The sequence below is a fragment of the Streptomyces sp. NPDC002790 genome, from assembly GCF_040295505.1.
In the GTDB taxonomy this organism is placed as follows: domain Bacteria; phylum Actinomycetota; class Actinomycetes; order Streptomycetales; family Streptomycetaceae; genus Streptomyces.
This window is the reverse complement of record NZ_JBEOVM010000044.1, coordinates 1-24,401: the sequence shown is the minus strand read 5'-3', so window position 1 is coordinate 24,401 and position 24,401 is coordinate 1. Positions and strand designations below refer to the sequence as shown.

Sequence of the window (24,401 nt, the reverse complement as noted above, 5' to 3'; positions counted from 1 at the left end):
GTAAAGGGTGACCGCGTCGCGCGGTCACCCTTTACGCGTAGTCGGCCCGTTCCGTCGGCCGGCCCGCTCAGCCTTCCTGGCGATTCGGCCGCGTCGGCCGGGTGAGCCGGGCGCGCACGCTCAGCGTGAACGCCTCCCAGCGCCGCGCCGCCGCCCACACCACCCGGACGGCCGAGCGGGGCGCGAACGTCGCCCGGAGCCGTGTCGACCGGCTCGATTTCGCGTGCAGATCGTCGTGCAGGCGACGTACGTCCTCGCCGAGACCCGACACCGGCCGGGGCCTGGGCGCGTACAGCACCTGCTCCACCGCCGCGGCCACCCGGTGCACGCTGTCGGCCGCGTCCGGATCGAGTTCGCCGATCCGGACGATGCGGGCCGCCGCCGTCCGCGGAGTCTGCGAGTCGTCCGGCCCGATGCCGTGGTCCCACGCCGTGTCCGTGACCTCGCGCCAGGCGGCCAGGGTGCGCCCGGTGGCATCGGCGTCCGTGCGCCCCGCCGAGCCGAGCCGCACCGCCCGGGCCCGCCTGCGCCACAGCATCGGCAGCAGCGGCACCGCGACGACCAGCAGCGCGATCAGCGACACCACGGCGATCGTGCCGACCGGCGGCCCGTCGTCCGGTGATCCGCCGACGACCGCGGGCGCGGCGCCGGCGCAGCCGCCCTCCTTGCGCTCTGCCAGCGAGCAGCTCTGCGACGTCGAGGGCTCCGGGGCCGAGGGCGCGACGGAGGCGGACTCGCTGGGCGCCGCCGGATTGCTGGGGCTGCCCGCGGGGTCGTTCTCGACCGTGTAGTCCGGGGCCGTGCCGCGGTTGGGCGTGGGCTCGAAGCGGGTCCAGCCGACGCCCTCGAAGTACAGCTCGGGCCACGCGTGCGCGTCGCGCAGGCCCACCGAGTACGTCCCTTCGCCCGATGGCACACCCGGCGTGAAGCCGACCGCGACGCGGGCCGGGATGCCCAGCGTGCGGGCCATGGCGGCCATCGAGAAGGAGAAGTGGACGCAGAAGCCCTCCTTCTGGTCCAGGAACCGGGCGATCGCCGCGGAACCGCTGCCGGCCCGCACCTCCGTGTTGTACGTGAAGCCGCCGCTGACCGCGAAGTAGTCCTGCAGCTTCACCGCACGCTCGTAGTTGTTCGACGCGCCCTCGGTGACCTTGAGCGCTGTCGTGCGTACGACGTCCGGCAGCGAGGCGGGCACCTTGGTGAACTCGCGGATCAGGCCGTCCGACGGCGCTCCCGCGTCGGCGAGCTGCTGGGGCGTCGGCCGGACGACCAGGCTGTCGACGGTGTACGTCTTCCCGCGCGTGGTCTGCCCGTGGTCGCCCACCAGCGTCCGGCCGACCCGCTCGAACCGCCAGCGCCCGTCGATCCCGACCTGCGTCGCCGGGTAGGGCATCGGCAGCCAGTCCTGCGCGTACCAGTCGGCCGCCGAGATCTTCGTCCGCACCTGGGTCCTGCGCACGTCGGCGCCCAGGCCGGGCGGGTCCGGCAGGGTGGACGGCACGTCGTCGATGCTGCGCACCGAGGGGCGCCAGGTCGTGCCGTCGAACTCGTCGAGCGCCACGATCCGCAGATACATGTCGGACGTCTGTTCCGTATTCGTCCGGTACGACAGCACCTGCCGGTCCTCCGGCTGGTTCAGGCTGTTCTGCAGCGAGACCAGCGGGTTGACCGCGGAGATCGTGCCGCCGCCCCCGGCCCCGCCGCGCACACCGCTGCCGGACGGGCCGAGGAGCCCGCCGTCCAGGGCAGGCAGGACGAGCGGCACCACCAGGGCGAGCCCCAGGGCGACAGCGCCGATCCGGCGGCCGGTGCGGACCGGGGCGAGGGCGCCCTGCCCGCCCTCCTGCACGGGCGTGGACGCGCCGGGTGGCCGCCCGGCGCCGCCGAACACCCGGCCCCACTGGGAGAGCCGGTCGCGCCCCTCCGCGAGCAGCAGCAGGAGGTAGCCGCCGGCCGCGAGCACGAACCACAGCCAGTCGGTGCCGCCCTCGGAGAGCCCGGCGGCGACCGAGTACAGGGCGAGCAGCGGCAGCCCCGCCGGGGCCGCGCTGCGGAACGTCACCGCGAGGGCGTCCACGAAGAGACCGATCACCAGCGCGCCGCCCACCAGCATCAGCCGGATGCCGTCGGTCAGCGGCGCCGGTATCGCGTACCGGCCCACGTCCTCGCCGCCCACCTGGAGCAGCCGGCCGAAGTGCCGGAAGGCATCGGGGCCCGGCAGGAACGCGGCGATCGCCTGGTCGCGGGCGAAGAGAACCGTGAGCAGCAGCAGCGACACCAGGGCCTGCGCCGCCACCGTCAGCGCGCGGGCGAGCGGCACCCGCCGGGCGAGCACGCCCACCGCGGCCTGGATGACGAGCAGGATCGCGGTCTGTATCAGCCAGGTGGACCGGTCTACCAGCGGGAGCAGCGCGCACGAGGCCAGGAACGTGGCCAGCGTGGCGCAGATCGACAGGCGGGCGCCGCCGCTCATGACCAACCCCCTGAGGTGTCCGGGGAACGCGGGGCGCCGGTCGGCGCGGACAGCCCCGTACGCTCCCGGTCCGCCTGCCGCCAGAGCTCCTCCAGGGACGCGCCGTGCGGCACGGCCACGGCGGTCCACCCCGCTTCCTGGAGCATCCGCAGCCGCTCGGTGCAGCGCTTCGAGACCGGCGTCCCGGGGCCCTGGGTCCAGGAGCCGCTGTCCAGGAGGAAGGCGAGCGCGCCACCGCTGCGGCGGCGCATCTTGGCGACGACGGAGGCCTGCTCCTCGTCCAGATCGCCGAAGAAGGCCACCAGAAGTCCTTCGTTGCCGCCGCGCAGCACGTCGTACGCGGCGGAGAGCGTGCCGCTGTCGGAGTGGTCGACGACGGCGAGAGTGTCCATCATCAGGCCCGCCGCGTCGGCCGACTCCTGGCTGGCGCCCGCGAAGCCGTCGGTGCCCTCGCCCGGCACCGCGCTGCCCGTGTCGGTCAACAGCCGGACGGAGAAGCCGCGTTCGAGCATGTGCACCAGAGCGGAGGCCGTGGCGGACACCGCCCACTCGAAGGCCGAGTCGGGCCCCGCGCCCTGGAAGGCGGGCGCGCGGGTGTCGAGCAGCACGGTGCAGCGGGCGCGCTGCGGCTGCTCCTCGCGGCGCACCATCAGCTCGCCGTAGCGCGCGGTGGAGCGCCAGTGGACGCGGCGCAGATCGTCCCCGTACCGGTAGCCGCGCGGGATCACGTCGTCCTCGCCGGCCAGGGCGAGCGAGCGGTGCCGCCCGTCCCCGTACCCCTTGGCCTCACCGGTGAGCCGCACCGGAGGCAGCGCCGTCACGCGCGGGATCACCGTCAGGCTGTCGTACGTGGAGAAGGACCGGGTCAGTTCGCACATGCCGAAGGGGTCCGTGAGGCGCAGTTGCAGCGGGCCGAGCGGATAGCGGCCGCGCAGGTCGGAGCGGACCCGGTAGGAGACCTCGCGGCGGCCGCCGGCCTCGACCCGGTCGAGGACGAACCGGGGCCGCGGCCCGAGCACGTACGGCACCTGGTCCTGGAGCATCAGCAGGCCGGTCGGCAGCCGGGAGATGTTGTCCATGCGCAGGTGCACGCGCGCCTCGGAACCCGCGGGTACGCGCGCGGGGGAGAGCTTGCGGCTGCCCGCGACCCGGTAGCGGGTGCGGTACAGGACGCCCGCGCACACCAGTGGCAGCGCCGAGAGCAGCAGGCCGACCCGGAGCAGATCGCTCTGCCCCAGCACGTACGCGCAGATCCCCGCCGCGATGCCGGCGGCCAGGAACGAGCGGCCGCGCGTGGTGAGTCCGGCGAGGGCGGTACGCAGGCCGCTCTTGTCGCCGACGTTCTTGCCCGCGCCACCGTCCGTGATTCCGCCCCCCGGATCCGGCGCGTAGGGCCCGACGTGTCCCCCCGACGTCATCAGAGCCTCCGCGGACCGGGCGGCTGCTGGCCGTACAGCGGGGGCGTTGTCGAGTCATAGGCCTGCGCGGCCCGGGGTTCGGCGGCCGGGACCGGTGTGCGCTGCAGGATGTCGAGGACGACCTGCTCGGCGGTGCGCCTGTTCAACTGGGCCTGGGCGGTGGGCAGCAGACGGTGCGCCAGGACCGCCACCGCCAGCGTCTGCACGTCGTCGGGCAGCGCGTACTCACGGCCGCTGAGGGCCGCGGCCGCCTTGGCCGCGCGCAGCAGGTGCAGCGTCGCGCGCGGGGACGCACCGAGTCTGAGGTCGGGGTGCGTGCGCGTGGCGGCGACCAGGTCCACCGCGTAGCGCCGTACGGCGTCCGCGACATGGACCGTGCGCACGGCGTCGATGAGCTTCACGATCTCGTGCGCGTGCGCCACCGGCTGCAGGTCGTCCAGCGGGTTCACGCCGCCGTGCACGTCCAGCATCTGCAGCTCGGCCTCCGCGCTCGGATAACCGATGGAGACGCGGGCCATGAAGCGGTCGCGCTGGGCCTCGGGCAGCGGGTAGGTGCCCTCCATCTCGACCGGGTTCTGCGTGGCCACCACCATGAAGGGGCTGGGCAGTTCGTACGTCTGGCCGTCGATGGTGACCTGGCGCTCCTCCAGGGACTCCAGGAGCGCGGACTGCGTCTTCGGGGACGCGCGGTTGATCTCGTCCCCGATTACGATCTGCGCGAAGATCGCACCCGGCTTGAACTCGAAGTCCCGCCGCTGCTGGTCCCAGATCGACACCCCGGTGATGTCCGATGGCAGCAGGTCGGGCGTGAACTGGATGCGGCGCACCGAGCAGTCGATGGACCGTGCGAGCGCCTTGGCCAGCATCGTCTTGCCGACACCCGGCACATCCTCGATGAGCAGGTGCCCCTCGGCGAGCAGCACGGTCAGCGAGAGCCGTACGACCTCCGGCTTGCCCTCGATCACACCCTCCACCGACCCGCGCACACGCTCCGCGGTGGTGGTCAGGTCAGTGAGGCTCGCTCGATCGTCATAGGTCGTCACCCAGCCCTCCTCGGCCCGTACTTTCCGGGCCGACGCGCTACGACGCGAACCGGCCCACCCCGATACACGGACAGCGCGCACGAGATGTTCGCCGCTCGTGCGGATGTCACACACGCATTCTTGTTGGCGTTACCGGTTCGTGTCACTCGCCTGTGGACAACTGGCCGCGATATGTCAGGGCTTGGGGCCTTTTGAGAGAAAGGTCGAGCGCGATCGGACGGGTGTCAGGCCGACTCGATCTCCCGCAGCAGACCCGTCTTCACGTCGAAGACAAAGCCGCGCACGTCGTCGGTGTGCAACAGGAACGGGGAGGTCCGCACCTTCTGAATGGACTGGCGCACGTCCTGGTCGACGTCGCGGAAGCCCTCGACCGCCCAGGTGGGGCGCTGGCCGACCTCCATCTCCAAGTCCGTCCTGAAGTCCTCGGTCAGGCCTTCGAGGCCGCAGTTGCTGTGGTGGATGAGGACCACGCTGCGGGTGCCGAGCGCGCGCTGGCTGACGGTCAGCGAGCGGATCACGTCGTCGGTGACGACGCCGCCAGCGTTGCGGATCGTGTGGCAGTCGCCGAGTTCGAGGCCGAGGGCGGCGTGCAGGTCGAGGCGGGCGTCCATGCACGCGACGACCGCGACCTGGAGTACGGGGCGCGCGTCCATGCCGGGGTCGGTGAACGCCGCGGCGTAGCGCCCGTTCGCGTCGACGAGGCGGTCGGTCACGCTGGCGTCGGCGGCTATGGCGCCTTCGGAGGGGGCTCCAGAGGGGCGGTGAGCAGAAGTCGTCATGGCTATGACGGTAGCCGTCACCCCTGGTCCGAGCCCGCTGTGAGAGCGGACAAAGAACATCATTGAGCCTTGTTGTGAGCGAACCCACAGGGGGACACGGGCTCGGCCGCTCGGGTGAATTCACCCGATTCGCGGCTCCGGGTCGTGCCGGCCGCGACGCGCAGTCGGCTTGGTCGGCCGGTTGATTGACCGGGGGGCGCCGTGGACTAAAGTGACGCCGACCCCAGACAACCACGCAACGATGCAACACGGAGATCCCGGCACTGCCGCCCCGGCACGCGTCGGAACGCTCCCCGCGTGCGCGGCGCGTACGTACGGCTCGGCCTCCTCCCGCTCCGGTCGGTCGGCGTCACTTCCCCGGCGCCGACGGACCACCTTCCCCTTCACGAGCGGGCGGGGACCCGGCAGTACGTGCGTCCCTCACGCCGACCTGAGAGGGACCAGGAATGACAGGGCGCGAAGCGCTTCCTCAGAAGGGCGGTGGCGGGCGACGGGAGGGACAGCGACACGTTCCGGTCATGCTCCAACGCTGCTTGGACGTGTTGGCTCCGGCGCTCGCCCAGCCGGGAGCGGTCGTCGTCGACTGCACGCTCGGCCTCGGTGGGCACAGTGAGGCGCTGCTCTCCACGTTCCCCTCGTGCCGCCTGGTCGCGCTCGACCGCGACAAGGAAGCGCTGCGCCTCTCCGGCGAGCGGCTCGCGCCCTTCGGCGACCGCGCCACCCTCGTGCACGCCGTCTACGACGAACTGCCCGAGGTCCTCGACCGGTTGGACATCCCGAAGGTGCAGGGCGTCCTGTTCGACCTCGGCGTCTCCTCCATGCAGCTCGACGAGGCCGACCGCGGCTTCGCGTACGCGCAGGACGCACCGCTCGACATGCGCATGGACCAGTCGGCGGGGATGAGCGCCGCAGAGGTCCTCAACACGTACCCGCCGGGTGAACTGGTCCGGATCCTGCGCCAGTACGGCGAGGAGAAGCAGGCCAAGCGCATCGTTTCGGCCATCGTGCGCGAGCGCGAGAAGGAGCCGTTCAGCAACAGCGCCCGGCTCGTCGAGCTGATCCGTGACTCCCTGCCGCAGGCCGCCAAGCGCACCGGCGGCAACCCGGCCAAACGCACCTTCCAGGCCCTGCGCATCGAGGTCAACGGCGAACTGAGCGTCCTCGAGCGGGCGATCCCGGGAGCCGTGAAGTCGCTCGCCGTCGGCGGCCGGATCGCCGTCCTGTCCTACCACTCGCTCGAGGACCGCCTGGTCAAGCAGGTGTTCGCGGCCGGAGCGACCAATACGGCGCCGCCCGGACTGCCCGTCGTCCCCGAGCAGTACCAGCCCCGGCTGAAGCTGCTCACGCGCGGCGCCGAACTCCCCACGGAGGAAGAGGTCGCGGAGAACCGCCGGGCCGCCCCGGCACGGCTGCGGGGTGCGCAGCGCATCCGCGAGGATGTCGAGAGGTGACGACCGAGTGACGTACGCGCGCGTGGAGGGGTGGTCATGAGTGCCGGCAGTGGCTCGAAAGGTGCGCTACGGAACAGGGCCGCCCGCCTCGCGCGCCTGCTCCCGCTCGGCCCGTCCGGCGGTCCGCAGGCCGCACGCACCCCGTTCGTCCTCCTCGTCGTGCTGCTCCTCGGCGGCGGGCTGATCACGCTCCTGATGCTGAACTCCTCGCTCAACGAAGGTTCGTTCCAGCTCACCAAGCTCAAGAAGCAGACCACCGAGCTCACCGACGACGAGCAGGAACTCCAGCGCGACGTCGACTCCTACTCGGCACCCGACGCGCTCCTGCGGCGCGCCCGCGGGCTCGGCATGGTGCCCGGCGGCGACCCGGCGTTCCTGGAGCCGAACGGCACCGTCAAGGGCAGGCCGAGCCCTGCGGCCGGCCCGCCCGCCCCGCCCCGGCCCGAGCCGACGAAGACGCCGGAGGCCGCGCACGCCACCCCGAGCGGGAGCGCGTCGCCCTCCACGAGCCCGTCCCCGTCGGCCAGTACATCCCCCACCACCGAACCGTCCGCGCCGGCGAGTCCGAACTCCTCGGTCGAGCCTTCCCCTTCGAGCACCGGCAGGTGACGCCATGACCGACAGGGAGCCCCCGCGCCGCCGCGTGCCAGGCCCCGCGCGCCCGCCGCGTACCGGACGGCCCGCGCCGAAGGGGGCGGCCAGGCGCACCGCCAGGCCCGCGCCGAAGGCCGGGCCCAAGGCCGCGCAGCAGGGCCGCCCCGCCCCGCGCCAGGCCACCCGCCGCCCCCGCCCCGCCCCGCCGAAGCCGAAGGCGCCCTCCCGACTGCGCCTGGGCAGCCCGCGACCGCGCCTGCGCATGGTGAGCCTGGGCCTCACGCTGGTCCTGATGGTCTTCGTCGTCCGCCTCTTCCAGGTGCAGGGCGTCGACGCCAGCGCGTACGCGGCGAAGGCCTCGCTGAACCGATACGTCAGCCACTCCATCGCCGCCGAGCGCGGCGGTATCACGGACCGCAGTGGCGTCGAGCTCGCCGCGAGCGTGGACGCGTACGACATCACCGCCGACCCGACGCTGTTCACGAAGAAGGCCACCAAGGTCGACGACGCGCCGGAGCAGGCGGCGGCGCTCCTCTCGCCGATCATCGGGGTGGACGCCGCCGAGCTGACCAAGAAGCTGAAGACGAAGAAGACGCGGTACGTGCGGCTCGCCCCGCGGCAGACGCCGCAGGTCTGGAAGCAGATCAAGGACCTCAGGACCACACTGAACGAGAAGGCGAACGCCGCGGGCCGCACGGCGAGCGTGCTCTCCGGCGTGGTCGCCGACCCCAGCAGCAAGCGCGTCTACCCGAACGGCGATCTCGCCGCGGGCGTCCTCGGCTGGGTCAACGCCGACGGCAAGGGCGGCGGCGGCGTCGAGCAGCAGCTCGACAAGGAGCTCGCGGGCAAGGCCGGAAAGATCCGCTATGCCCAGTCCGGCGGCCAGCAGGTGCCGACCGCGGGCACCACCGAACAGCCCGCGGTCCCCGGCTCGGACGTCGAGCTGACCATCGACCGCGACATCCAGTGGGCCGCGCAGAACGCGATCGACGAGCAGGTCAAGAAGTCACAGGCCGACCGCGGCTACGTGATAGTGCAGGACACCAAGACCGGCGAGGTCCTCGCCATGGCGAACGCGCCCGGCTTCGACCCGAACGACCTGGCCGACGCCAAGGCCTCCGCCCTCGGCAACGCCGCGCTCCAGGACGCGTACGAGCCGGGCTCCACCGCCAAGGTCATGTCGATGGCGGCCATCCTCGAGGAGGAGGCGGCGACGCCGGGGACCCACGTCACCGTGCCCAACCGGCTGCACCGCGGCGACCGGCTCTTCCAGGACGACATCGACCACCCGACCTGGCACCTCACGCTCAACGGTGTGCTCGCCAAGTCCAGCAACATCGGCACCATCCTGGCGACGGGCCAGCTCGGCAAGACGCAGCCGGCGGCCAACACCTCGCTCTACTCCTACCTGCACAAGTTCGGCATCGGCCAGGAGAGCGGCCTGGGCTTCCCCGGCGAGACCTCCGGCATCCTCGCGCCCGCCGCCAAGTGGTCCACGTCGCAGCAGTACACGATCCCGTTCGGCCAGGGCTTCTCCATCAACGCGATGCAGGCCGCATCCGTGTACTCGACCATCGCCAACGACGGCGTACGCGTACAGCCCACCCTCGTACGCGGCACCAAGGGGCCCGACGGGCGGTTCAGGCCCGCGCCGAAGCCCAAGGAGAACCGCGTCGTCAGTAAGAAGACCGCCAAGACCGTCGCGCAGATGCTGGAGTCCGTGGTCGACGACGAGGAGGGCACGGGAGCGAAGGCCCGCATCCCGGGCTACCGCGTCGCGGGCAAGACGGGCACGGCCAACCGTGTGGATCCGGCCACCGGCCGCTACAAGGGCTACACGTCGTCGTTCGCCGGCTTCGCGCCCGCCGACAAGCCGCGCGTCACGGTCTACTGCGCGATCCAGAACGCCACCAAAGGCGGCTACTTCGGCGGCCAGATCTGTGGCCCGATCTACAAGAAGGTCATGGAGTTCGCACTGAAGACGCTGCAGACCCCGCCCACGGGCGACAAGCCGGCCCGGCTGCCCGTGACGTTCGAGCCGTGACGGCCGTCACCTCCGATCCGGCGAACCGCCCCGCGCCACGCCCCTCGCTTCGCCCGGCGGGGGGTGCGCCCGGTACGCTCACGCCGTGCCACACGCTGATCAGTCCCAAATCACCCAGAAGGGCGCACCCGTGACATACCCCGGGCCGCCGCGACCGGTCGAGGTCTCCGCCACACCCCTCGCGGAACTCGCCGATCAACTGGGTGTCCCCGCACCCCAGGCCGCGGCGCAGGTCACTGGCATCACCCACGACTCCCGTGCGGTGCGCCCCGGCGACCTGTACGCGGCCCTGCCCGGAGCCCGCGCGCACGGCGCCGACTTCGCCGCGCAGGCCGCCTCGCTCGGCGCCGTCGCGGCGCTCACCGACCCGGCGGGCTGGGAGCGCGTCTCCGACGCCGGGCTCGTGCCGCTCGTCGTGCAGAACCCGCGCGGCCGGATGGGCGAGCTGGCCGCCACGATCTACGGCCACCCCGGCGACGACCTGCTCCAGCTCGGCATCACCGGCACCTCGGGCAAGACCACCACCGCGTACCTCATCGAGGGCGGGCTCAAGACGGTCCGCAGCACCGGCCTCATCGGCACGGTCGAGATGCGGATCGGCGACGAGCGGATCAAGTCCGAGCGCACCACTCCGGAAGCCACGGATCTCCAGGCGCTGTTCGCGGTCATGCGCGAGCGCGGCACCGACGCCGTCGCCATGGAGGTCTCCAGCCACGCCCTCGTGCTGGGCCGGGTCGACGGCTGCGTCTTCGACGTAGGGGTCTTCAACAACTTGAGCCCGGAGCACATGGAGTTCCACTCCGACATGGAGGACTACTTCCAGGCGAAGGCGCGGCTGTTCACGCGGGCCCGCAGCAAACAGGGCGTCGTGAACTTCGACGACGAGTACGGGCGCCGGCTCATCGACGAGTCCGAAGTCCCGGTCGTCTCCTTCTCCGCCGAGGGCCACCCGGACGCCGACTGGCGCGCCGAGGACGTCGAAGTGGGGCCTTTCGACTCGACGTTGACCGTCGTCGGCCCCAAGGGCGAGCGGATCAGCGCCAAGGCGCCGCTGCCGGGCGCCTTCAACGTCGCGAACACCCTCGCCGCGATCGTCACCCTCGCCGTCGCCGGGATCGACCCGCAGACCGCGGCCGATGGTGTCGCCGCCGTACCCGGCGTGCCCGGCCGCCTGGAGCGGGTGGACGCCGGCCAGAAGTACCTCGCCGTCGTCGACTACGCGCACAAGACCGACGCCGTCGAGTCCGTCCTGCGGGCGCTGCGCAAGGTCACCGAGAACAAGCTGCACATCGTGCTCGGCTGCGGCGGCGACCGGGACAAGACCAAGCGGATGCCGATGGGCGCGGCCGCCGCCCGGTTCGCCGACACGGCCATCCTCACCGCCGACAACCCGCGGGGCGAGGACCCCCTCGCGATCCTCGCCACGATGCTCGCGGGCGCCGCCGACGTGCCGGCCCACGAGCGGGGCGACGTCGCCGTGTTCGAGGACCGGGCCGCGGCCATCGCCGCCGCCGTGGCGCGCGCCGAGCCCGGCGACACTGTGCTCGTCGCGGGCAAGGGGCACGAGCAGGGCCAGGACATCGCCGGTGTGGTCCGCCCGTTCGACGACCGCCAGGTGCTCCGCGCGTCCATCGAGGCGGCCGCGGCCACCGCCGACCAACAGAAAACCCAGGGATGAAGTTGTGATCGCCCTCTCCCTCGCCGAGATCGCCTCAGCCGTCGGCGGGCAGACGTACGACATACCGGACCAGCAGGTCCTGGTGACCGGGCCGGTCGTCATCGACTCGCGCAAGGTCGAGCCGGGGAGCCTGTTCGCCGCCTTCGTGGGCGAGCGGGTCGACGGCCACGACTACGCGCGCGAGGTCGTCGACAAGGGAGCCGTCGCCGTACTGGCGTCGCACCCGGTCGGCGTGCCCGCCATCGTCGTCGACGATGTCCAGGCGGCGCTCGGCGCACTCGCCCGGCACGTGGTCGCACGACTCGGCGCCACCCTCGTCGCGTTGACCGGATCGGCCGGCAAGACCAGCACCAAGGATCTGATCGCGCAGGTGCTGCGCAGCAAGGCCGACACGGTCTTCACGCCCGGCTCGTTCAACAACGAGATCGGCCTGCCGCTGACCGCGCTCACCGCCACCGACGAGACCCAGTTCCTCGTCCTGGAGATGGGCGCCCGCGGCATCGGCCACATCACGTACCTGACGGGCCTCACGCCCCCGAAGGTCGGAGTCGTCCTGAACGTCGGGACCGCGCACATCGGCGAGTTCGGCGGCCGCGAGCAGATCGCCGTCGCGAAGGGCGAGCTGGTGGAGGCCCTTCCCGCCGAGGGCACCGCGATCCTCAACGCGGACGACCCGCTGGTGCGCGCCATGGCCTCGCGTACGAAGGCGAAGGTGCTCTTCTTCGGAGAGGCCGCGAGCGCCGACGTACGTGCCGAGAATGTCCGGCTCACGGAGGCCGGACAGCCCGCATTTAGCCTGCACACACCCTCCGGGTGCAGCGAAGTGACCTTGCGCCTGTACGGTGAGCACCACGTGTCGAACGCGCTCGCCGCGGCCGCCGTCGCCCATGACCTTGGCATGTCCGTGGAGGAGATCGCCCTCGCGCTCTCCGAGGCGGGCAACCTGTCCCGCTGGCGGATGGAGGTCACCGAGCGCTCGGACGGCGTCACGATCGTCAACGACGCCTACAACGCGAACCCCGAGTCCATGCGAGCCGCGCTGCGCGCGCTGGTGGCCATGGGCAGGGGGCGCCGTACGTGGGCGGTGCTCGGGCAGATGGCCGAGCTCGGCGACGAGTCGCTGACCGAGCACGACGCCGTCGGACGGCTCGCCGTCCGGCTCAACGTCAGCAAGCTCGTTGCAGTCGGGGGCAGGGAAGCGTCCTGGATGCAACTGGGCGCCTATAACGAGGGTTCGTGGGGTGAGGAGTCGGTGCACGTGTCCGACGCACAGGCGGCGATCGACCTGCTGCGCAGCGAGCTGCGCCCGGGAGACGTCGTGCTCGTGAAGGCATCCAGGTCGGTTGGACTGGAGAGCGTGGCACAGGCGCTGCTCGCGGACGTTCAGGGTGGGGTTGATGCCTGATGATGAAGCAGATCCTGTTCGCGGGCGTCATCGGTCTCTTCTTGACGCTCGCCGGAACACCGCTGCTGATCAAGCTCCTTGCGCGCAAGGGGTACGGCCAGTTCATCCGTGACGACGGCCCGCGCGAGCACCACGCCAAGCGCGGCACGCCGACCATGGGTGGTATCGCCTTCATCCTGGCGACCCTCATCGCGTACTTCCTCAGCAAGCTGATCACCGGCGCGGCGCCGACCCTGTCGGGTCTGCTCGTCCTCGGCCTGATGGCGGGCATGGGCCTGGTCGGCTTCCTCGACGACTACATCAAGATCGTCAAGCGGCGTTCGCTCGGCCTCAGAGCCAAGGCGAAGATGGCCGGCCAGCTGATCGTCGGCATCACCTTCGCGGTGGTCTCACTGCAGTTCGCGGATGTGCGCGGCAATACGCCCGCATCCACCAAGCTCTCCTTCGTGGAGGACTTCGGCTGGTCGATCGGCCCGGTCCTGTTCGTGGTCTGGGCGCTGTTCATGATCCTCGCGATGTCGAACGGCGTGAACCTGACGGACGGCCTCGACGGACTCGCCACCGGCGCCTCCGTGATGGTCTTCGGTGCGTACACCTTCATCGGTGTCTGGCAGTTCCAGGAGTCCTGCGCCAACGCGCAGACCCTGACCAACCCAGGGGCGTGCTTCGAGGTCAGAGACCCACTCGACCTGGCGGTGGTCGCATCGGCCTTGATGGGCGCCTGTTTCGGCTTCCTGTGGTGGAACACCTCGCCCGCCAAGATCTTCATGGGTGACACGGGCTCGCTGGCTCTCGGCGGCGCCCTCGCGGGTCTCGCGATCTGCTCGCGCACGGAACTCCTTCTCGCGCTCCTGGGCGGCCTGTTCGTCCTCATCACGATGTCCGTCGTCATCCAGGTCGGCTCGTTCCGGATGACCGGCAAGCGGGTCTTCCGGATGGCGCCACTCCAGCACCACTTCGAACTCAAGGGGTGGTCCGAAGTCCTTGTCGTGGTCCGGTTCTGGATCATCCAGGGCATGTGCGTGATCGTCGGACTCGGCCTCTTCTACGCAGGATGGGCAGCCAAGAAGTGACTTCTGTTCAGGGCTCCTGGCAGGGCATGAACATCACCGTCGCCGGTCTCGGCGTGAGCGGCATCAGTGCCGCCCGCGCCCTGGCCGGCGTCGGCGCGTCGGTGACCGTCGTGGACGGCGGCGACAGCGAGGCCCACCGCGAAAAGGCGGCTCTTCTTAAAGAAGCGGGGATTTCCGTACAGCTCGGTGACTCCTCCACGCTGCCCGAAGGCACCGAACTCGTCGTCACCTCGCCCGGCTGGAAGCCCTCCTCGCCGCTGTTCGCGGAGGCCGCCGCGGCCGGCGTCGACGTCGTCGGAGACGTGGAGATCGCCTGGCGCCTCCGCGGCCCGAACGCCGCGCCCTGGCTCGCGATCACCGGCACCAACGGCAAGACCACGACGACGCAGATGCTCGCGTCGATCCTGGCCGCGGCGGGCCTGCGCACGGCCGCCGTCGGCAACATCGGCACGCCGATCATCGACGTCGTACTCGAAGGCGACGAGGCGTACGACGTGTTCGCCGTCGAGCTGTCCTCGTACCAGCTGCACTGGGCGCCCTCGCTGCGCGCCCACTCCGGTGCCGTCCTGAACCTCGCGCCCGACCACCTCGACTGGCACGGCTCCATGGAGGCGTACGCGGCCGACAAGGGCCGCATCTACGAGGGCAACCAGGTCGCCTGCGTCTACAACGTGGCCGACAAGGCGACCGAGGACCTGGTCGTCGAGGCCGACGTCGAGGAGGGCTGCCGCGCCATCGGCTTCACCCTCGGCACCCCGGGCCCCTCCGAACTCGGCGTCGTGGAGGGCATCCTCGTGGACCGCGCCTTCGTCGACAACCGGCAGAAGAACGCGCAGGAGCTCGCCGAGGTCACCGACGTCCACCCGCCGGCCCCGCACAACATCGCCAACGCCCTCGCCGCCGCCGCCCTCGCCCGCGCCTACGGCGTCGAGCCCCAGGCCGTACGGGACGGGCTGCGGAGCTTCCGCCCGGACGCGCACCGCATCGAGCACGTCGCCGACGTGGACGGCGTCGCGTACGTGGACGACTCCAAGGCGACCAACACCCATGCCACCCAGGCGTCGTTGGCCAGTTACGAGTCCATCGTGTGGATCGCGGGCGGGCTCGCCAAGGGCGCGACCTTCGACGAGCTGGTGACGGGCGCGGCGAAGCGGCTGCGCGGCGTCGTCCTGATCGGCGCGGACCGCGCCCTGATCCGGGAAGCGCTGCAGCGACACGCCCCGGAAGTACCGGTCGTCGACCTCGACCGGACCGACACTGGGGCGATGTCGGCGGCGGTCCAGGAGGCCGCGCGGCTCGCCCGCCCGGGGGACACCGTGCTGATGGCCCCGGCCTGCGCGTCGATGGACATGTTCACCAACTACAACAAGCGTGGCGAGGCGTTCGCGGAAGCGGTCCGCGAACTCGGCGCCACCGGCGTCTGACGGGACCTCGGTGCCCGGTGACGCCGGGCACCCTTCGGGAGGGGAACGTGGCAGCGCAGACGTACGGCTCATCGGCGGGGGACGGTCATGGCCGGTAGCAGCCCTCCCCGCACGACCGGGCGCCCCGCCGCGGCACCGCCCCGGAAGACCAGCAAGGTCTACCGGGCGCGGGTCAATCCGGTGCGCCGCCTGTACGCCCAGGCCAAGCGGGCCTGGGACCGGCCGCTCACGGCGTACTACCTCATCATCGGGGCCGCGCTGCTGCTCACGGTCCTCGGCCTGGTGATGGTCTACTCCGCCTCGATGATCACGGCCCTCCAGATGGGGCTGTCCAGCTCGTACTTCTTTAAGAAACAGTTCGTCGCGGCCGTCATCGGTGGCGTCCTGCTGCTGATCGCGATGCGGATGCCGGTGAAACTGCACCGGGCGCTCGCCTACCCGATCCTCGCCGCGAGCGTCTTCCTCATGGTCCTCGTGCAGGTGCCGGGGATAGGGGTGTCGATCAACGGCAACCAGAACTGGATCACGCTCGGCGGCCCCTTCATGCTGCAGCCCAGCGAGTTCGGGAAGCTGGCGCTGATCCTGTGGGGCGCCGATCTGCTGGCGCGCAAGCACGACAAGCGGCTGCTGACCCAGTGGAAGCACATGCTGGTGCCGCTCGTTCCGGTGGCCTTCATGCTGCTCGGGCTGATCATGCTCGGTGGCGACATGGGAACCGCGATTCTTCTCACGGCCATCCTTTTCGGCCTGCTGTGGACGGCAGGGGCGCCCACGCGGCTCTTCGTGGGCGTACTGTCGGTGGCCGCCGTGATCGGCCTGCTCCTGATCAAGACCAGCCCGAACCGTATGGCGCGCCTGGCCTGTCTGGGCAGCGCCGACGCGGGCCCCGGAGACATGTGCTGGCAGGGACTGCACGGGATCTACGCCCTGGCCTCCGGCGGACTCTTCGGTTCCGGCCTCGGGGCAAGTGTGGAAAAGTGGGGACAACTTCCCGAAGCGCACACCGACTTCATCTTCGCCATCACCGGTGAGGAACTGGGTCTGGCGGGGACGCTGTCGGTGCTCGCCCTGTTCGCGGCTCTAGGCTATGCGGGTATCCGCGTGGCCGGACGCACGGAGGACCCCTTCGTTCGCTATGCCGCGGGAGGCGTGACGACGTGGATCACGGCACAGGCCGTGGTCAACATCGGCGCGGTGCTCGGCCTGCTGCCGATCGCCGGGGTCCCGCTCCCGCTGTTCTCGTACGGGGGGTCCGCGCTGCTTCCGACCATGTTCGCCGTAGGGCTGCTGATCGCGTTCGCGCGGGACGAGCCGGCGGCGCGGGCTGCGCTCGCCATGCGGCGGAGCCCGGGAGGCCGGGGGATGAGATGGAACACGATGCGACGGCGCGCCTCGGCGCGCCCGTCCAGAGAGCGGTGAATTTCGGTGCATGTCGTACTCGCCGGTGGGGGGACCGCCGGCCACATCGAGCCGGCGCTCGCCCTCGCGGACGCCCTGCGCAGGCAGGACCCGACCGTGGGCATCACGGCCCTGGGCACGGAACGCGGCCTTGAGACCCGCCTCGTGCCGGAGCGCGGCTACGACCTGGCGCTGATCCCCGCCGTACCGCTGCCGCGCAAGCCCACGCCCGAACTGATCACGGTTCCCGGCCGGCTGCGCGGCACCATCAAGGCGGCCGAGCAGGTCATGGAGCGCACCAAGGCGGACGCGGTCGTCGGCTTCGGCGGATACGTGGCGCTGCCCGGCTATCTCGCCGCCAAGCGGCTCGGCGTGCCGATCGTGGTGCACGAGGCCAACGCGCGGCCGGGCCTGGCCAACAAGATCGGTTCGCGGTACGCGGCGCAGGTCGCGGTCTCCTCGCCCGACAGCAAGCTGCGCAACTCGCGCTACATCGGCATCCCGCTGCGCCGCACCATCGCGACGCTCGACCGGGCGCGGGTACGCCCGGAGGCCCGCGCCGCGTTCGGCCTCGACCCGAACCTGCCGACGCTGCTCGTCTCCGGCGGCTCCCAGGGTGCCCGCCACCTCAACGAGGTCGTCACGCGCGTCGCACCGCTCCTCCAGCGGTCCGGCATCCAGGTGCTGCACGTGGTCGGCCCCAAGAACGAACTGCCGCAGGTCCAGCAGATGCCGGGGATGCCCCCGTACATCCCGGTACCGTACGTGGACCGGATGGACCTCGCGTACGCCGCGGCCGACATGATGCTCTGCCGCGCGGGCGCGATGACCGTCGCCGAACTCTCCGCCGTCGGGCTCCCGGCCGCGTACGTCCCGCTGCCCATCGGCAACGGCGAACAGCGGCTCAACGCCCAGCCGGTGGTCAAGTCCGGCGGCGGCCTGCTGGTCGACGACGCGGAGCTGACCCCCGAGTGGGTCCAGGCCAATGTCCTGCCCGTGCTCGCCGATCCGCACCGGCTGTACGAGATGTCCCGCGCGGCTGCCGAGTTCGGCCGCAGGGACGCCGACGACCTGCTCGTCGGGATGGTGTACGAGGCGATCAACTCGCGTCGTTAGCGAGTGGACGAACGTAAGGCAGGGGACAGTGGCCGGACCCACTACTACGGATCGCGAACAAGAGTCGTCCGAGGCGTCCGAGCCGCCCCCCGCCGCGCGATGGGTGCGCATGCCGAGCGTGCGCACCCTTGTCGTGACCGGAGTGCTGCTCGTGCTGCTCGGCGCGGGCGGCACCTGGCTGCTGTACGGCTCGCCGTGGCTGCGCGTGGAGCGCGTCAAGCCCTCCGGCACCCGGGTTCTGACGCCGTCTCAGGTTCGCGACGCGGCCGCTGTGCCGGTCGGCGCCCCGCTTGTCTCTGTCGATACGGACGCCATTGAGGACCGGCTGCGCCGGAAATTGCCCCGAATTGACTCGGTTGATGTGGTCCGTTCATGGCCGCACGGAATCGGGTTGAAAGTGACGGAGCGCAAGCCGGTTCTGATTGTCGAAGACGGCCGAAATTCAGACAAGTTCGTCGAAGTCGACCGTGAAGGCGTTCGTTTCGCGACGGTCGACGGCCCCCTGAAGCACGTTCCTCTCCTCGAATTGACGCCGGATCAGGGGGGCGCGGAAGCGAGTCTGCGGCGATTCGGTCCCGACCGACTCGTGCGCGAAGCCGTGCGGGTCGCCGGGCGGCTTCCGAAGCCGGTCGCGCGTGACACGCGGACCGTCAAGGTCCGTTCGTACGACGACATCTCGCTTGAGCTGACCGGAGGGCGGACCGTCGACTGGGGGAGCGCCGAGCAGGGTGACACGAAAGCGCGCACTCTCACCGCTCTCATGAAAGCCGCTCCGAAGGCCAGGCACTTGGACGTGAGTGTTCCCACGGCCCCTTCCGCGTCCGGGAGTTGACGCACATTGATGCAGGCCAGCACCCTGGGTGGGCATCGACACGGCTGATCACATAGGGTGAAAAGAAAAACGGGAGGTTCGGCGTGTTCGTTGAACGGGCGCCACTTGTCGACTTAGTGTCAGGTTCGGAAGAGTCCAGGAAACAGACACACTGGTAACCCTAAACTTCAGCGTTAGGGTTCGGGTCGGCAGCCGACTAGTAGTCAACTAGTAGTCCGGACCGCCCCAATTCGGCATCAGTCGTCGCACCGCAGGACGCGAGGCGGCGACACGTAACTCGAGGCGAGAGGCCTTCGACGTGGCAGCACCGCAGAACTACCTCGCAGTCATCAAAGTCATCGGTGTCGGCGGCGGTGGTGTCAATGCCATCAACCGGATGATCGAGGTCGGTCTCAAGGGCGTCGAGTTCATCGCCATCAACACCGATGCGCAAGCCCTGTTGATGAGCGACGCGGACGTCAAGCTCGACGTCGGCCGTGAACTCACCCGCGGACTCGGCGCCGGAGCCAATCCGGGCGTCGGCCGCAAGGCGGCCGAGGACCACCGCGAGGAGATCGAGGAGGTCCTCAAGGGGGCCGACATGGTCTTCGTCACCGCCGGTGAAGGTGGCGGCACCGGCACCGGCGGCGCACCCGTCGTGGCCAACATCGCGCGCTCGCTGGGCGCCCTCACGATCGGTGTGGTCACACGGCCGTTCACCTTCGAGGGCCGGCGCCGGGCGAACCAGGCGGAGGACGGCATCGCCGAGCTCCGCGAAGAGGTCGACACCCTCATCGTCATTCCGAACGACCGGCTCCTGTCCATCTCGGACCGGCAGGTATCCGTCCTCGACGCCTTCAAGTCGGCGGACCAGGTCCTGCTCTCCGGTGTCCAGGGCATCACCGACCTCATCACCACCCCGGGGCTCATCAACCTCGACTTCGCGGACGTGAAGTCCGTGATGTCCGAGGCGGGTTCGGCCCTGATGGGCATCGGCTCCGCCCGTGGCGACGACCGCGCGGTGGCCGCCGCCGAGATGGCGATCTCCTCGCCACTCCTCGAGGCGTCCATCGACGGCGCCCGCGGCGTGCTGCTGTCCATCTCCGGTGGCTCGGATCTCGGTCTCTTCGAGATCAACGAGGCGGCGCAGCTGGTCAGCGAGGCGGCCCACCCCGAGGCGAACATCATCTTCGGTGCCGTCATCGACGACGCGCTCGGCGACGAGGTGCGGGTCACCGTCATCGCCGCGGGCTTCGACGGCGGGCAGCCCCCGGCCAAGCGGGACAACGTGGTGGGTTCGTCGACCGCCAAGCGTGAGGAGCCGGCGACGCCGGCGCGGCCTTCGACGCCGGCCCCCGAGCCCGCGCGTCCGTCCTTCGGCAACCTCGGCAGCGTCACCCAGCGCGAGGAGTCCCAGCCGCAGACCCCGGCGCCGCCCACCGAGGCACCCGCCCCGGTGAACGAGGCGCCGGTGGCCCCGCCGCAGGTTCCCCGGCCGTCCTACCCGGACAGCCAGGCCGAGGAGCTCGACGTGCCCGACTTCCTCAAGTGATCACGTGCCCCGGAATGTGATCGGGATCGTGATCGTGGAGCAGGTCGGACCACCGCAGTGACAGGACAACACCACACAGTGTCTTCCAAGAGTGGCGCGCACTTCGCCTTCACCGACCGGTGGGGCGGGGTGAGCGCCGCTCCGTACGAGGAGCTGAATCTCGGCGGCGCGGTCGGCGACGACTCCGAAGCCGTGCTGCGCAACCGGGAGCTGGCCGCGCAGGCGCTCGGTCTCGACGCCTCCCGTGTCGTGTGGATGAACCAGGTGCACGGCCCCGACGTCGCGGTGGTGGACGGGCCCTGGCCCACCGAAGCCGACATCCCGCGTGTCGACGCCCTCGTCACCACGCGGCGCGGACTCGCGCTCGCCGTGCTCACGGCGGACTGCACCCCCGTTCTGCTCGCCGACCCGGTCACCGGGGTCGTCGCTGCCGCGCACGCGGGGCGCCCCGGCATGGTCGCCGGGGTGGTGTCGGCCGCGGTCGGGGCGATGGTGGAGCGGGGCGCCGAACCGGGCCGGATCATCGCCCGTACGGGGCCCGCGGTCTGCGGGCGCTGCTACGAGGTGCCGGCCGGGATGCGGGCCGAGGTCGCGGCGGTGGAACCGGCGGCGTACGCCGAGACGAGCTGGGGCACTCCGGCCGTCGATGTGACCGCCGGGGTGCACGCCCAGCTGGAGCGGCTCGGGGTGCGTGACCGGGAGCGGTCGCCGGTGTGCACACTTGAGTCGCACGATCACTTCTCGTACCGCCGCGACAAGGCCACCGGCCGGCTCGCAGGCTATGTCTGGCTGGACTGAGACGACATGACGAACCTTCAGGAACGTACGGCAGAGCTCGCCGCGAACCTGGCCACGGTGGAGGAACGTATCTCCGCGGCCTGCGCGGCGGCCGGGCGCAAGCGGGACGATGTGACGCTCATCGTGGTCACCAAGACCTACCCCGCGAGCGATGTGCGGATCCTGTCCGGCCTCGGGGTGCGGCACGTCGCGGAGAACCGGGACCAGGACGCGGCGCCCAAGGCGGCGGAATGCTCGGATCTGCCGCTTACTTGGCACTTTGTCGGTCAGCTCCAGACCAACAAGGTCCGGTCCGTGGCGAGTTATGCCGATCTGGTGCAGTCCATCGACCGGGGCAAGCTCGTCACGGCGCTCTCCAAGGAGGCGGTGCGGGCCGAGCGCGAACTGGGTTGTCTGATCCAGGTCGCGCTCGACGCGGACAGCCGGGAGGGCGACGGCCGGGGGGAGCGCGGGGGGATCAACCCCGGCGGAGTAGAGGAGTTGGCCGCGCGCGTGGCCGAGGCTCCGGGGCTGCGGCTCGACGGACTGATGACCGTCGCGCCGCTCACCGGGGACTACGCGGGGCGGCAACAGGCGGCGTTCGAGCGGCTCATGGATTTGTCGACTGCCCTGCGCGCGGCCCATCCGGCTGCGAACATGGTCTCGGCAGGGATGAGTTCGGACCTCGAGCAGGCTGTGGCGGCCGGAGCGACACATGTGCGCGTCGGTACCGCGGTCCTCGGTGTCCGACCCCGGCTCGGGTAACGTCGCGAAGAAGTCGGACCACAGCAGAAAATATGGTCATTCTCGCTGATGGGCGGGGAGGCCACGTGGATCGCGGGCACTTTGGTTGACGTCAGCCGATCCACCACAGAGCGGAGGACTCAGAGAATGGCCGGCGCGATGCGCAAGATGGCGGTCTACCTCGGCCTCGTGGAGGACGATGGGTACGACGGCCGGGGGTTCGACCCCGATGACGACTTCGAGCCCGAACTCGACCCGGAGCCCGAGCGTGACCGTCGACGGCACGAGCCGTCGCACCAGTCACACAACTCCCATTCGGCGACGGATGTGGAGGAATCGGTCAGAGTAGTGCAGCCGCCCGCTCAGCGTGAACCGGTGCGCCAACCCGCTTCGCTCGCCGCTGAATCCGGACGTCCCGCACGAATCGCCCCCGTGGCATCCATCACACCTGAACGTCAGAGCCTGGAGAAGAACGCACCGGTGATCATGCCCAAGGTCGTGTCCGAGCGGGAGCCCTACCGCATCACCACATTGCACCCCCGGACCTACAACGAGGCCCGTACCATCGGGGAACACTTCCGTGAGGGCACTCCGGTGATCATGAATCTGACGGAGATGGACGACACCGACGCGAAGCGACTTGTCGACTTTGCGGCCGGTCTTGTGTTCGGTCTTCACGGGAGCATCGAGCGAGTGACACAGAAGGTGTTCCTGTTGTCGCCTGCTAACGTCGATGTCACGGCGGAGGACAAGGCCCGTATCGCAGAGGGCGGGTTCTTCAACCAGAGCTGAGACGCAGCAAAGTACGACGGCTAGCTACCAACTAGTCACAGGCACGAGAAACAGGGGAGAGGGAACCGCCGACATGGGCGTGGTTTTGGATGTGGTCCACATCGCGCTGATGTGTTTCCTCATCGTGCTGATCTTCCGGCTGGTCATGGACTACGTCTTCCAGTTCGCCCGCTCGTGGCAACCCGGCAAGGCGATGGTGGTCGTTCTGGAGGCCACCTACACTGTCACTGATCCACCGCTCAAGCTTCTGCGGCGGTTCATTCCGCCGCTGCGTCTCGGGGGCGTGGCGCTCGACCTGTCCTTCTTCGTACTGATGATCATCGTCTACATCCTGATCGCTGTGGTCCCGGTGTGAGCGCGATGTCAACTACGGTCTTGCCGAATGCCGACGACAACGTTGAGGTGAAGAGATGCCGTTGACCCCCGAGGACGTGCGGAACAAGCAGTTCACGACCGTCCGCCTCCGAGAAGGCTATGACGAGGACGAGGTCGATGCCTTCCTCGATGAGGTCGAAGCCGAACTGACCCGTCTCCTACGTGAGAACGAGGATCTGCGCGCGAAACTTGCCGCAGCCACCCGCGCCGCTGCGCAGAACCAGCAGCAGGGTGGCATGCGCAAGGGACCCGGTGGACCTGGTGGCCCCGGTGGGCCTGGCGGACCCGACGGTCCGCAGGACCAGCAGCAGGGCCCCCCGCAGGGCATGCGCGGTCCGGGCGCTCCGGTGCCCGCGGGTATATCGGGCCCGCCGCAGCAGCAGATGGGCGGCCCCATGGGTGGCCCGCCCCAGCTGCCGAGCGGTGCCCCGCAGCTGCCGGCCGGTCCTGGTGGACACGGTCCGCAGGGTGGCCCGCAGGGTCCCGGCCCGATGGGCCAGGGGCCGATGGGCCAGCAGCCGCAGCTTGGTGGCCCGATGGGCGGCCCCATGGGCGGTCACGGTGGCCCGCAGCTGCCGCAGCCCGGTCAGGGCCCCGGCGGCGACAGCGCCGCCCGTGTCCTCTCGCTGGCCCAGCAGACCGCCGACCAGGCGATCGCCGAGGCCCGCTCCGAGGCGAACAAGATCGTCGGCGAGGCGCGCAGCCGTGCCGAGGGTCTTGAGCGTGACGCCCGTGCCAAGGCGGATGCCCTGGAGCGGGACGCGCAGGAGAAGCACCGCGTAGCGATGGGCTCCCTGGAGTCCGCCCGCGCCACGCTGGAGCGCAAGGTCGAGGACCTGCGCGGCTTCGAGCGCGAGTACCGCACGCGTCTGAAGTCGTACCTGGAGTCGCAGCTGCGCCAGCTGGAGACCCAGGCCGACGACTCGCTGGCCCCGCCGCGTACTCCGGCCACCGCCTCGCTGCCGCCGTCGCCGGCGCCTTCGATGGCTCCGGCCGGTGCGGGTGCGCCGTCCTACGGTGGCAACCAGTCGATGGGTGGCAACCAGCAGAACGGCGGACCGTCGTACGGCGGCGGCCAGCAGCAGATGTCGCCCGCGATGACGCAGCCGATGGCTCCGGTGCGGCCGCAGGGGCCGTCGCCGATGGGGCAGGCTCCGTCGCCGATGCGAGGGTTCCTCATCGACGAGGATGACAACTGAGCGGCACGTTTGCTCGTAGTGCCTGGTAGTAGCTAGGCGTCGGCATTCATTCAGGCCTTGGCCCGGATCGTTTCTGCGATCCGGGCCAAGGCCTTTTTGCGGTCCGCCGGGGTGGGCGTTCTGGTGTACGTAGGGGGTACGAAACGCCGAAGGGGCGGTTGGCCAGAAAAAAAATTAATGGCAAACCCCCCGTGGGGGTGTTGTATATTTAAGGAGCCCGGCCAAACCCCACGGGGGGGAGCCGCCCACCCCCCC

General features: G+C 70.6%; 20 protein-coding genes. 16 read left to right on the top strand and 4 right to left on the bottom strand.

Translation table 11 applies throughout. From position 1 onward, the window contains the following. Positions 1 to 67: 67 nt before the first annotated feature. The 4 genes from ABT004_RS20515 to ABT004_RS20500 form a co-directional block, all read right to left on the bottom strand. The gene (locus ABT004_RS20515; RefSeq protein WP_351338748.1) at positions 68 to 2,473 is read right to left on the bottom strand and encodes a transglutaminase TgpA family protein; all 2,406 of its coding nucleotides are present in this window, start codon (positions 2,471 to 2,473) and stop codon (positions 68 to 70) included. Beyond that, positions 2,470 to 3,891, bottom strand: a complete 1,422-nt coding sequence (locus ABT004_RS20510) for a DUF58 domain-containing protein (RefSeq protein WP_351338745.1) — start codon at positions 3,889 to 3,891, stop codon at positions 2,470 to 2,472. The genes ABT004_RS20515 and ABT004_RS20510 overlap by 4 nt, the downstream gene beginning before the upstream one ends. Next, positions 3,891 to 4,934, bottom strand: a complete 1,044-nt coding sequence (locus ABT004_RS20505) for an AAA family ATPase (protein ID WP_351338743.1) — start codon at positions 4,932 to 4,934, stop codon at positions 3,891 to 3,893. The genes ABT004_RS20510 and ABT004_RS20505 overlap by 1 nt, the downstream gene beginning before the upstream one ends. 224 nt (positions 4,935 to 5,158) lie before the next feature. Then, positions 5,159 to 5,776 (bottom strand): beta-class carbonic anhydrase, encoded by a 618-nt coding sequence (locus ABT004_RS20500; protein ID WP_351338740.1) that lies wholly within the window; start codon positions 5,774 to 5,776, stop codon positions 5,159 to 5,161. A 383-nt stretch (positions 5,777 to 6,159) separates the two neighbouring features. Between ABT004_RS20500 and rsmH the strand changes: the two genes are divergently transcribed. The 16 genes from rsmH to ABT004_RS20420 all read left to right on the top strand — a co-directional run bounded on the left by rsmH (position 6,160) and on the right by ABT004_RS20420 (position 24,146). After that, entirely contained in the window at positions 6,160 to 7,164 is a 1,005-nt protein-coding gene (gene rsmH, locus ABT004_RS20495; RefSeq protein ID WP_351338737.1) for a 16S rRNA (cytosine(1402)-N(4))-methyltransferase RsmH, read from the top strand. Positions 7,165 to 7,200: 36 nt separating this feature from the next. Beyond that, the gene (ftsL, locus tag ABT004_RS20490) at positions 7,201 to 7,773 is read left to right on the top strand and encodes a cell division protein FtsL (protein ID WP_351338734.1); all 573 of its coding nucleotides are present in this window, start codon (positions 7,201 to 7,203) and stop codon (positions 7,771 to 7,773) included. Positions 7,774 to 7,777: 4 nt separating this feature from the next. Further along, the gene (locus ABT004_RS20485; RefSeq protein ID WP_351338731.1) at positions 7,778 to 9,802 is read left to right on the top strand and encodes a peptidoglycan D,D-transpeptidase FtsI family protein; all 2,025 of its coding nucleotides are present in this window, start codon (positions 7,778 to 7,780) and stop codon (positions 9,800 to 9,802) included. Positions 9,803 to 9,932: 130 nt separating this feature from the next. Beyond that, positions 9,933 to 11,480 (top strand): UDP-N-acetylmuramoyl-L-alanyl-D-glutamate--2,6-diaminopimelate ligase, encoded by a 1,548-nt coding sequence (locus tag ABT004_RS20480; RefSeq protein ID WP_351338728.1) that lies wholly within the window; start codon positions 9,933 to 9,935, stop codon positions 11,478 to 11,480. Between the two features lie 4 nt (positions 11,481 to 11,484). Further along, positions 11,485 to 12,885 carry a UDP-N-acetylmuramoyl-tripeptide--D-alanyl-D-alanine ligase gene (locus tag ABT004_RS20475; protein WP_351338726.1) on the top strand — a complete coding sequence of 467 codons (1,401 nt, stop codon included), beginning with the start codon at positions 11,485 to 11,487 and terminating at the stop codon, positions 12,883 to 12,885. After that, positions 12,885 to 13,958 carry a phospho-N-acetylmuramoyl-pentapeptide-transferase gene (mraY, locus tag ABT004_RS20470; protein ID WP_351338723.1) on the top strand — a complete coding sequence of 358 codons (1,074 nt, stop codon included), beginning with the start codon at positions 12,885 to 12,887 and terminating at the stop codon, positions 13,956 to 13,958. Before ABT004_RS20475 ends, mraY begins: the two co-directional genes overlap by 1 nt. After that, on the top strand, positions 13,940 to 15,382 hold the full coding sequence (gene murD / locus ABT004_RS20465) for a UDP-N-acetylmuramoyl-L-alanine--D-glutamate ligase (RefSeq protein WP_351338721.1): 1,443 nt from the start codon (positions 13,940 to 13,942) through the stop codon (positions 15,380 to 15,382). Before mraY ends, murD begins: the two co-directional genes overlap by 19 nt. 87 nt (positions 15,383 to 15,469) lie before the next feature. Beyond that, complete coding sequence (gene ftsW, locus ABT004_RS20460) at positions 15,470 to 16,801, top strand: putative lipid II flippase FtsW (protein WP_351338718.1); 1,332 nt, start codon at positions 15,470 to 15,472, stop codon at positions 16,799 to 16,801. 6 nt (positions 16,802 to 16,807) lie between these two features. Then, entirely contained in the window at positions 16,808 to 17,896 is a 1,089-nt protein-coding gene (murG, locus tag ABT004_RS20455; RefSeq protein WP_351338715.1) for an undecaprenyldiphospho-muramoylpentapeptide beta-N-acetylglucosaminyltransferase, read from the top strand. 28 nt (positions 17,897 to 17,924) lie between these two features. Continuing rightward, on the top strand, positions 17,925 to 18,728 hold the full coding sequence (locus ABT004_RS20450; RefSeq protein WP_351338712.1) for a cell division protein FtsQ/DivIB: 804 nt from the start codon (positions 17,925 to 17,927) through the stop codon (positions 18,726 to 18,728). A gap of 298 nt (positions 18,729 to 19,026) precedes the next feature. Continuing rightward, positions 19,027 to 20,259 carry a cell division protein FtsZ gene (ftsZ, locus tag ABT004_RS20445; RefSeq protein WP_351338710.1) on the top strand — a complete coding sequence of 411 codons (1,233 nt, stop codon included), beginning with the start codon at positions 19,027 to 19,029 and terminating at the stop codon, positions 20,257 to 20,259. A gap of 57 nt (positions 20,260 to 20,316) precedes the next feature. Continuing rightward, positions 20,317 to 21,057, top strand: a complete 741-nt coding sequence (gene pgeF / locus ABT004_RS20440) for a peptidoglycan editing factor PgeF (protein WP_451189572.1) — start codon at positions 20,317 to 20,319, stop codon at positions 21,055 to 21,057. 6 nt (positions 21,058 to 21,063) lie between these two features. Continuing rightward, positions 21,064 to 21,801: a YggS family pyridoxal phosphate-dependent enzyme gene (locus tag ABT004_RS20435; protein WP_351338704.1), complete on the top strand. Its 738-nt coding sequence runs from the start codon at positions 21,064 to 21,066 to the stop codon at positions 21,799 to 21,801. A 126-nt stretch (positions 21,802 to 21,927) separates the two neighbouring features. After that, on the top strand, positions 21,928 to 22,572 hold the full coding sequence (locus ABT004_RS20430; protein WP_351338701.1) for a cell division protein SepF: 645 nt from the start codon (positions 21,928 to 21,930) through the stop codon (positions 22,570 to 22,572). Between the two features lie 73 nt (positions 22,573 to 22,645). Further along, entirely contained in the window at positions 22,646 to 22,927 is a 282-nt protein-coding gene (locus ABT004_RS20425) for a YggT family protein (protein WP_351338698.1), read from the top strand. Between the two features lie 55 nt (positions 22,928 to 22,982). Continuing rightward, positions 22,983 to 24,146 (top strand): DivIVA domain-containing protein, encoded by a 1,164-nt coding sequence (locus ABT004_RS20420; protein WP_351338695.1) that lies wholly within the window; start codon positions 22,983 to 22,985, stop codon positions 24,144 to 24,146. Positions 24,147 to 24,401: the final 255 nt, after the last annotated feature.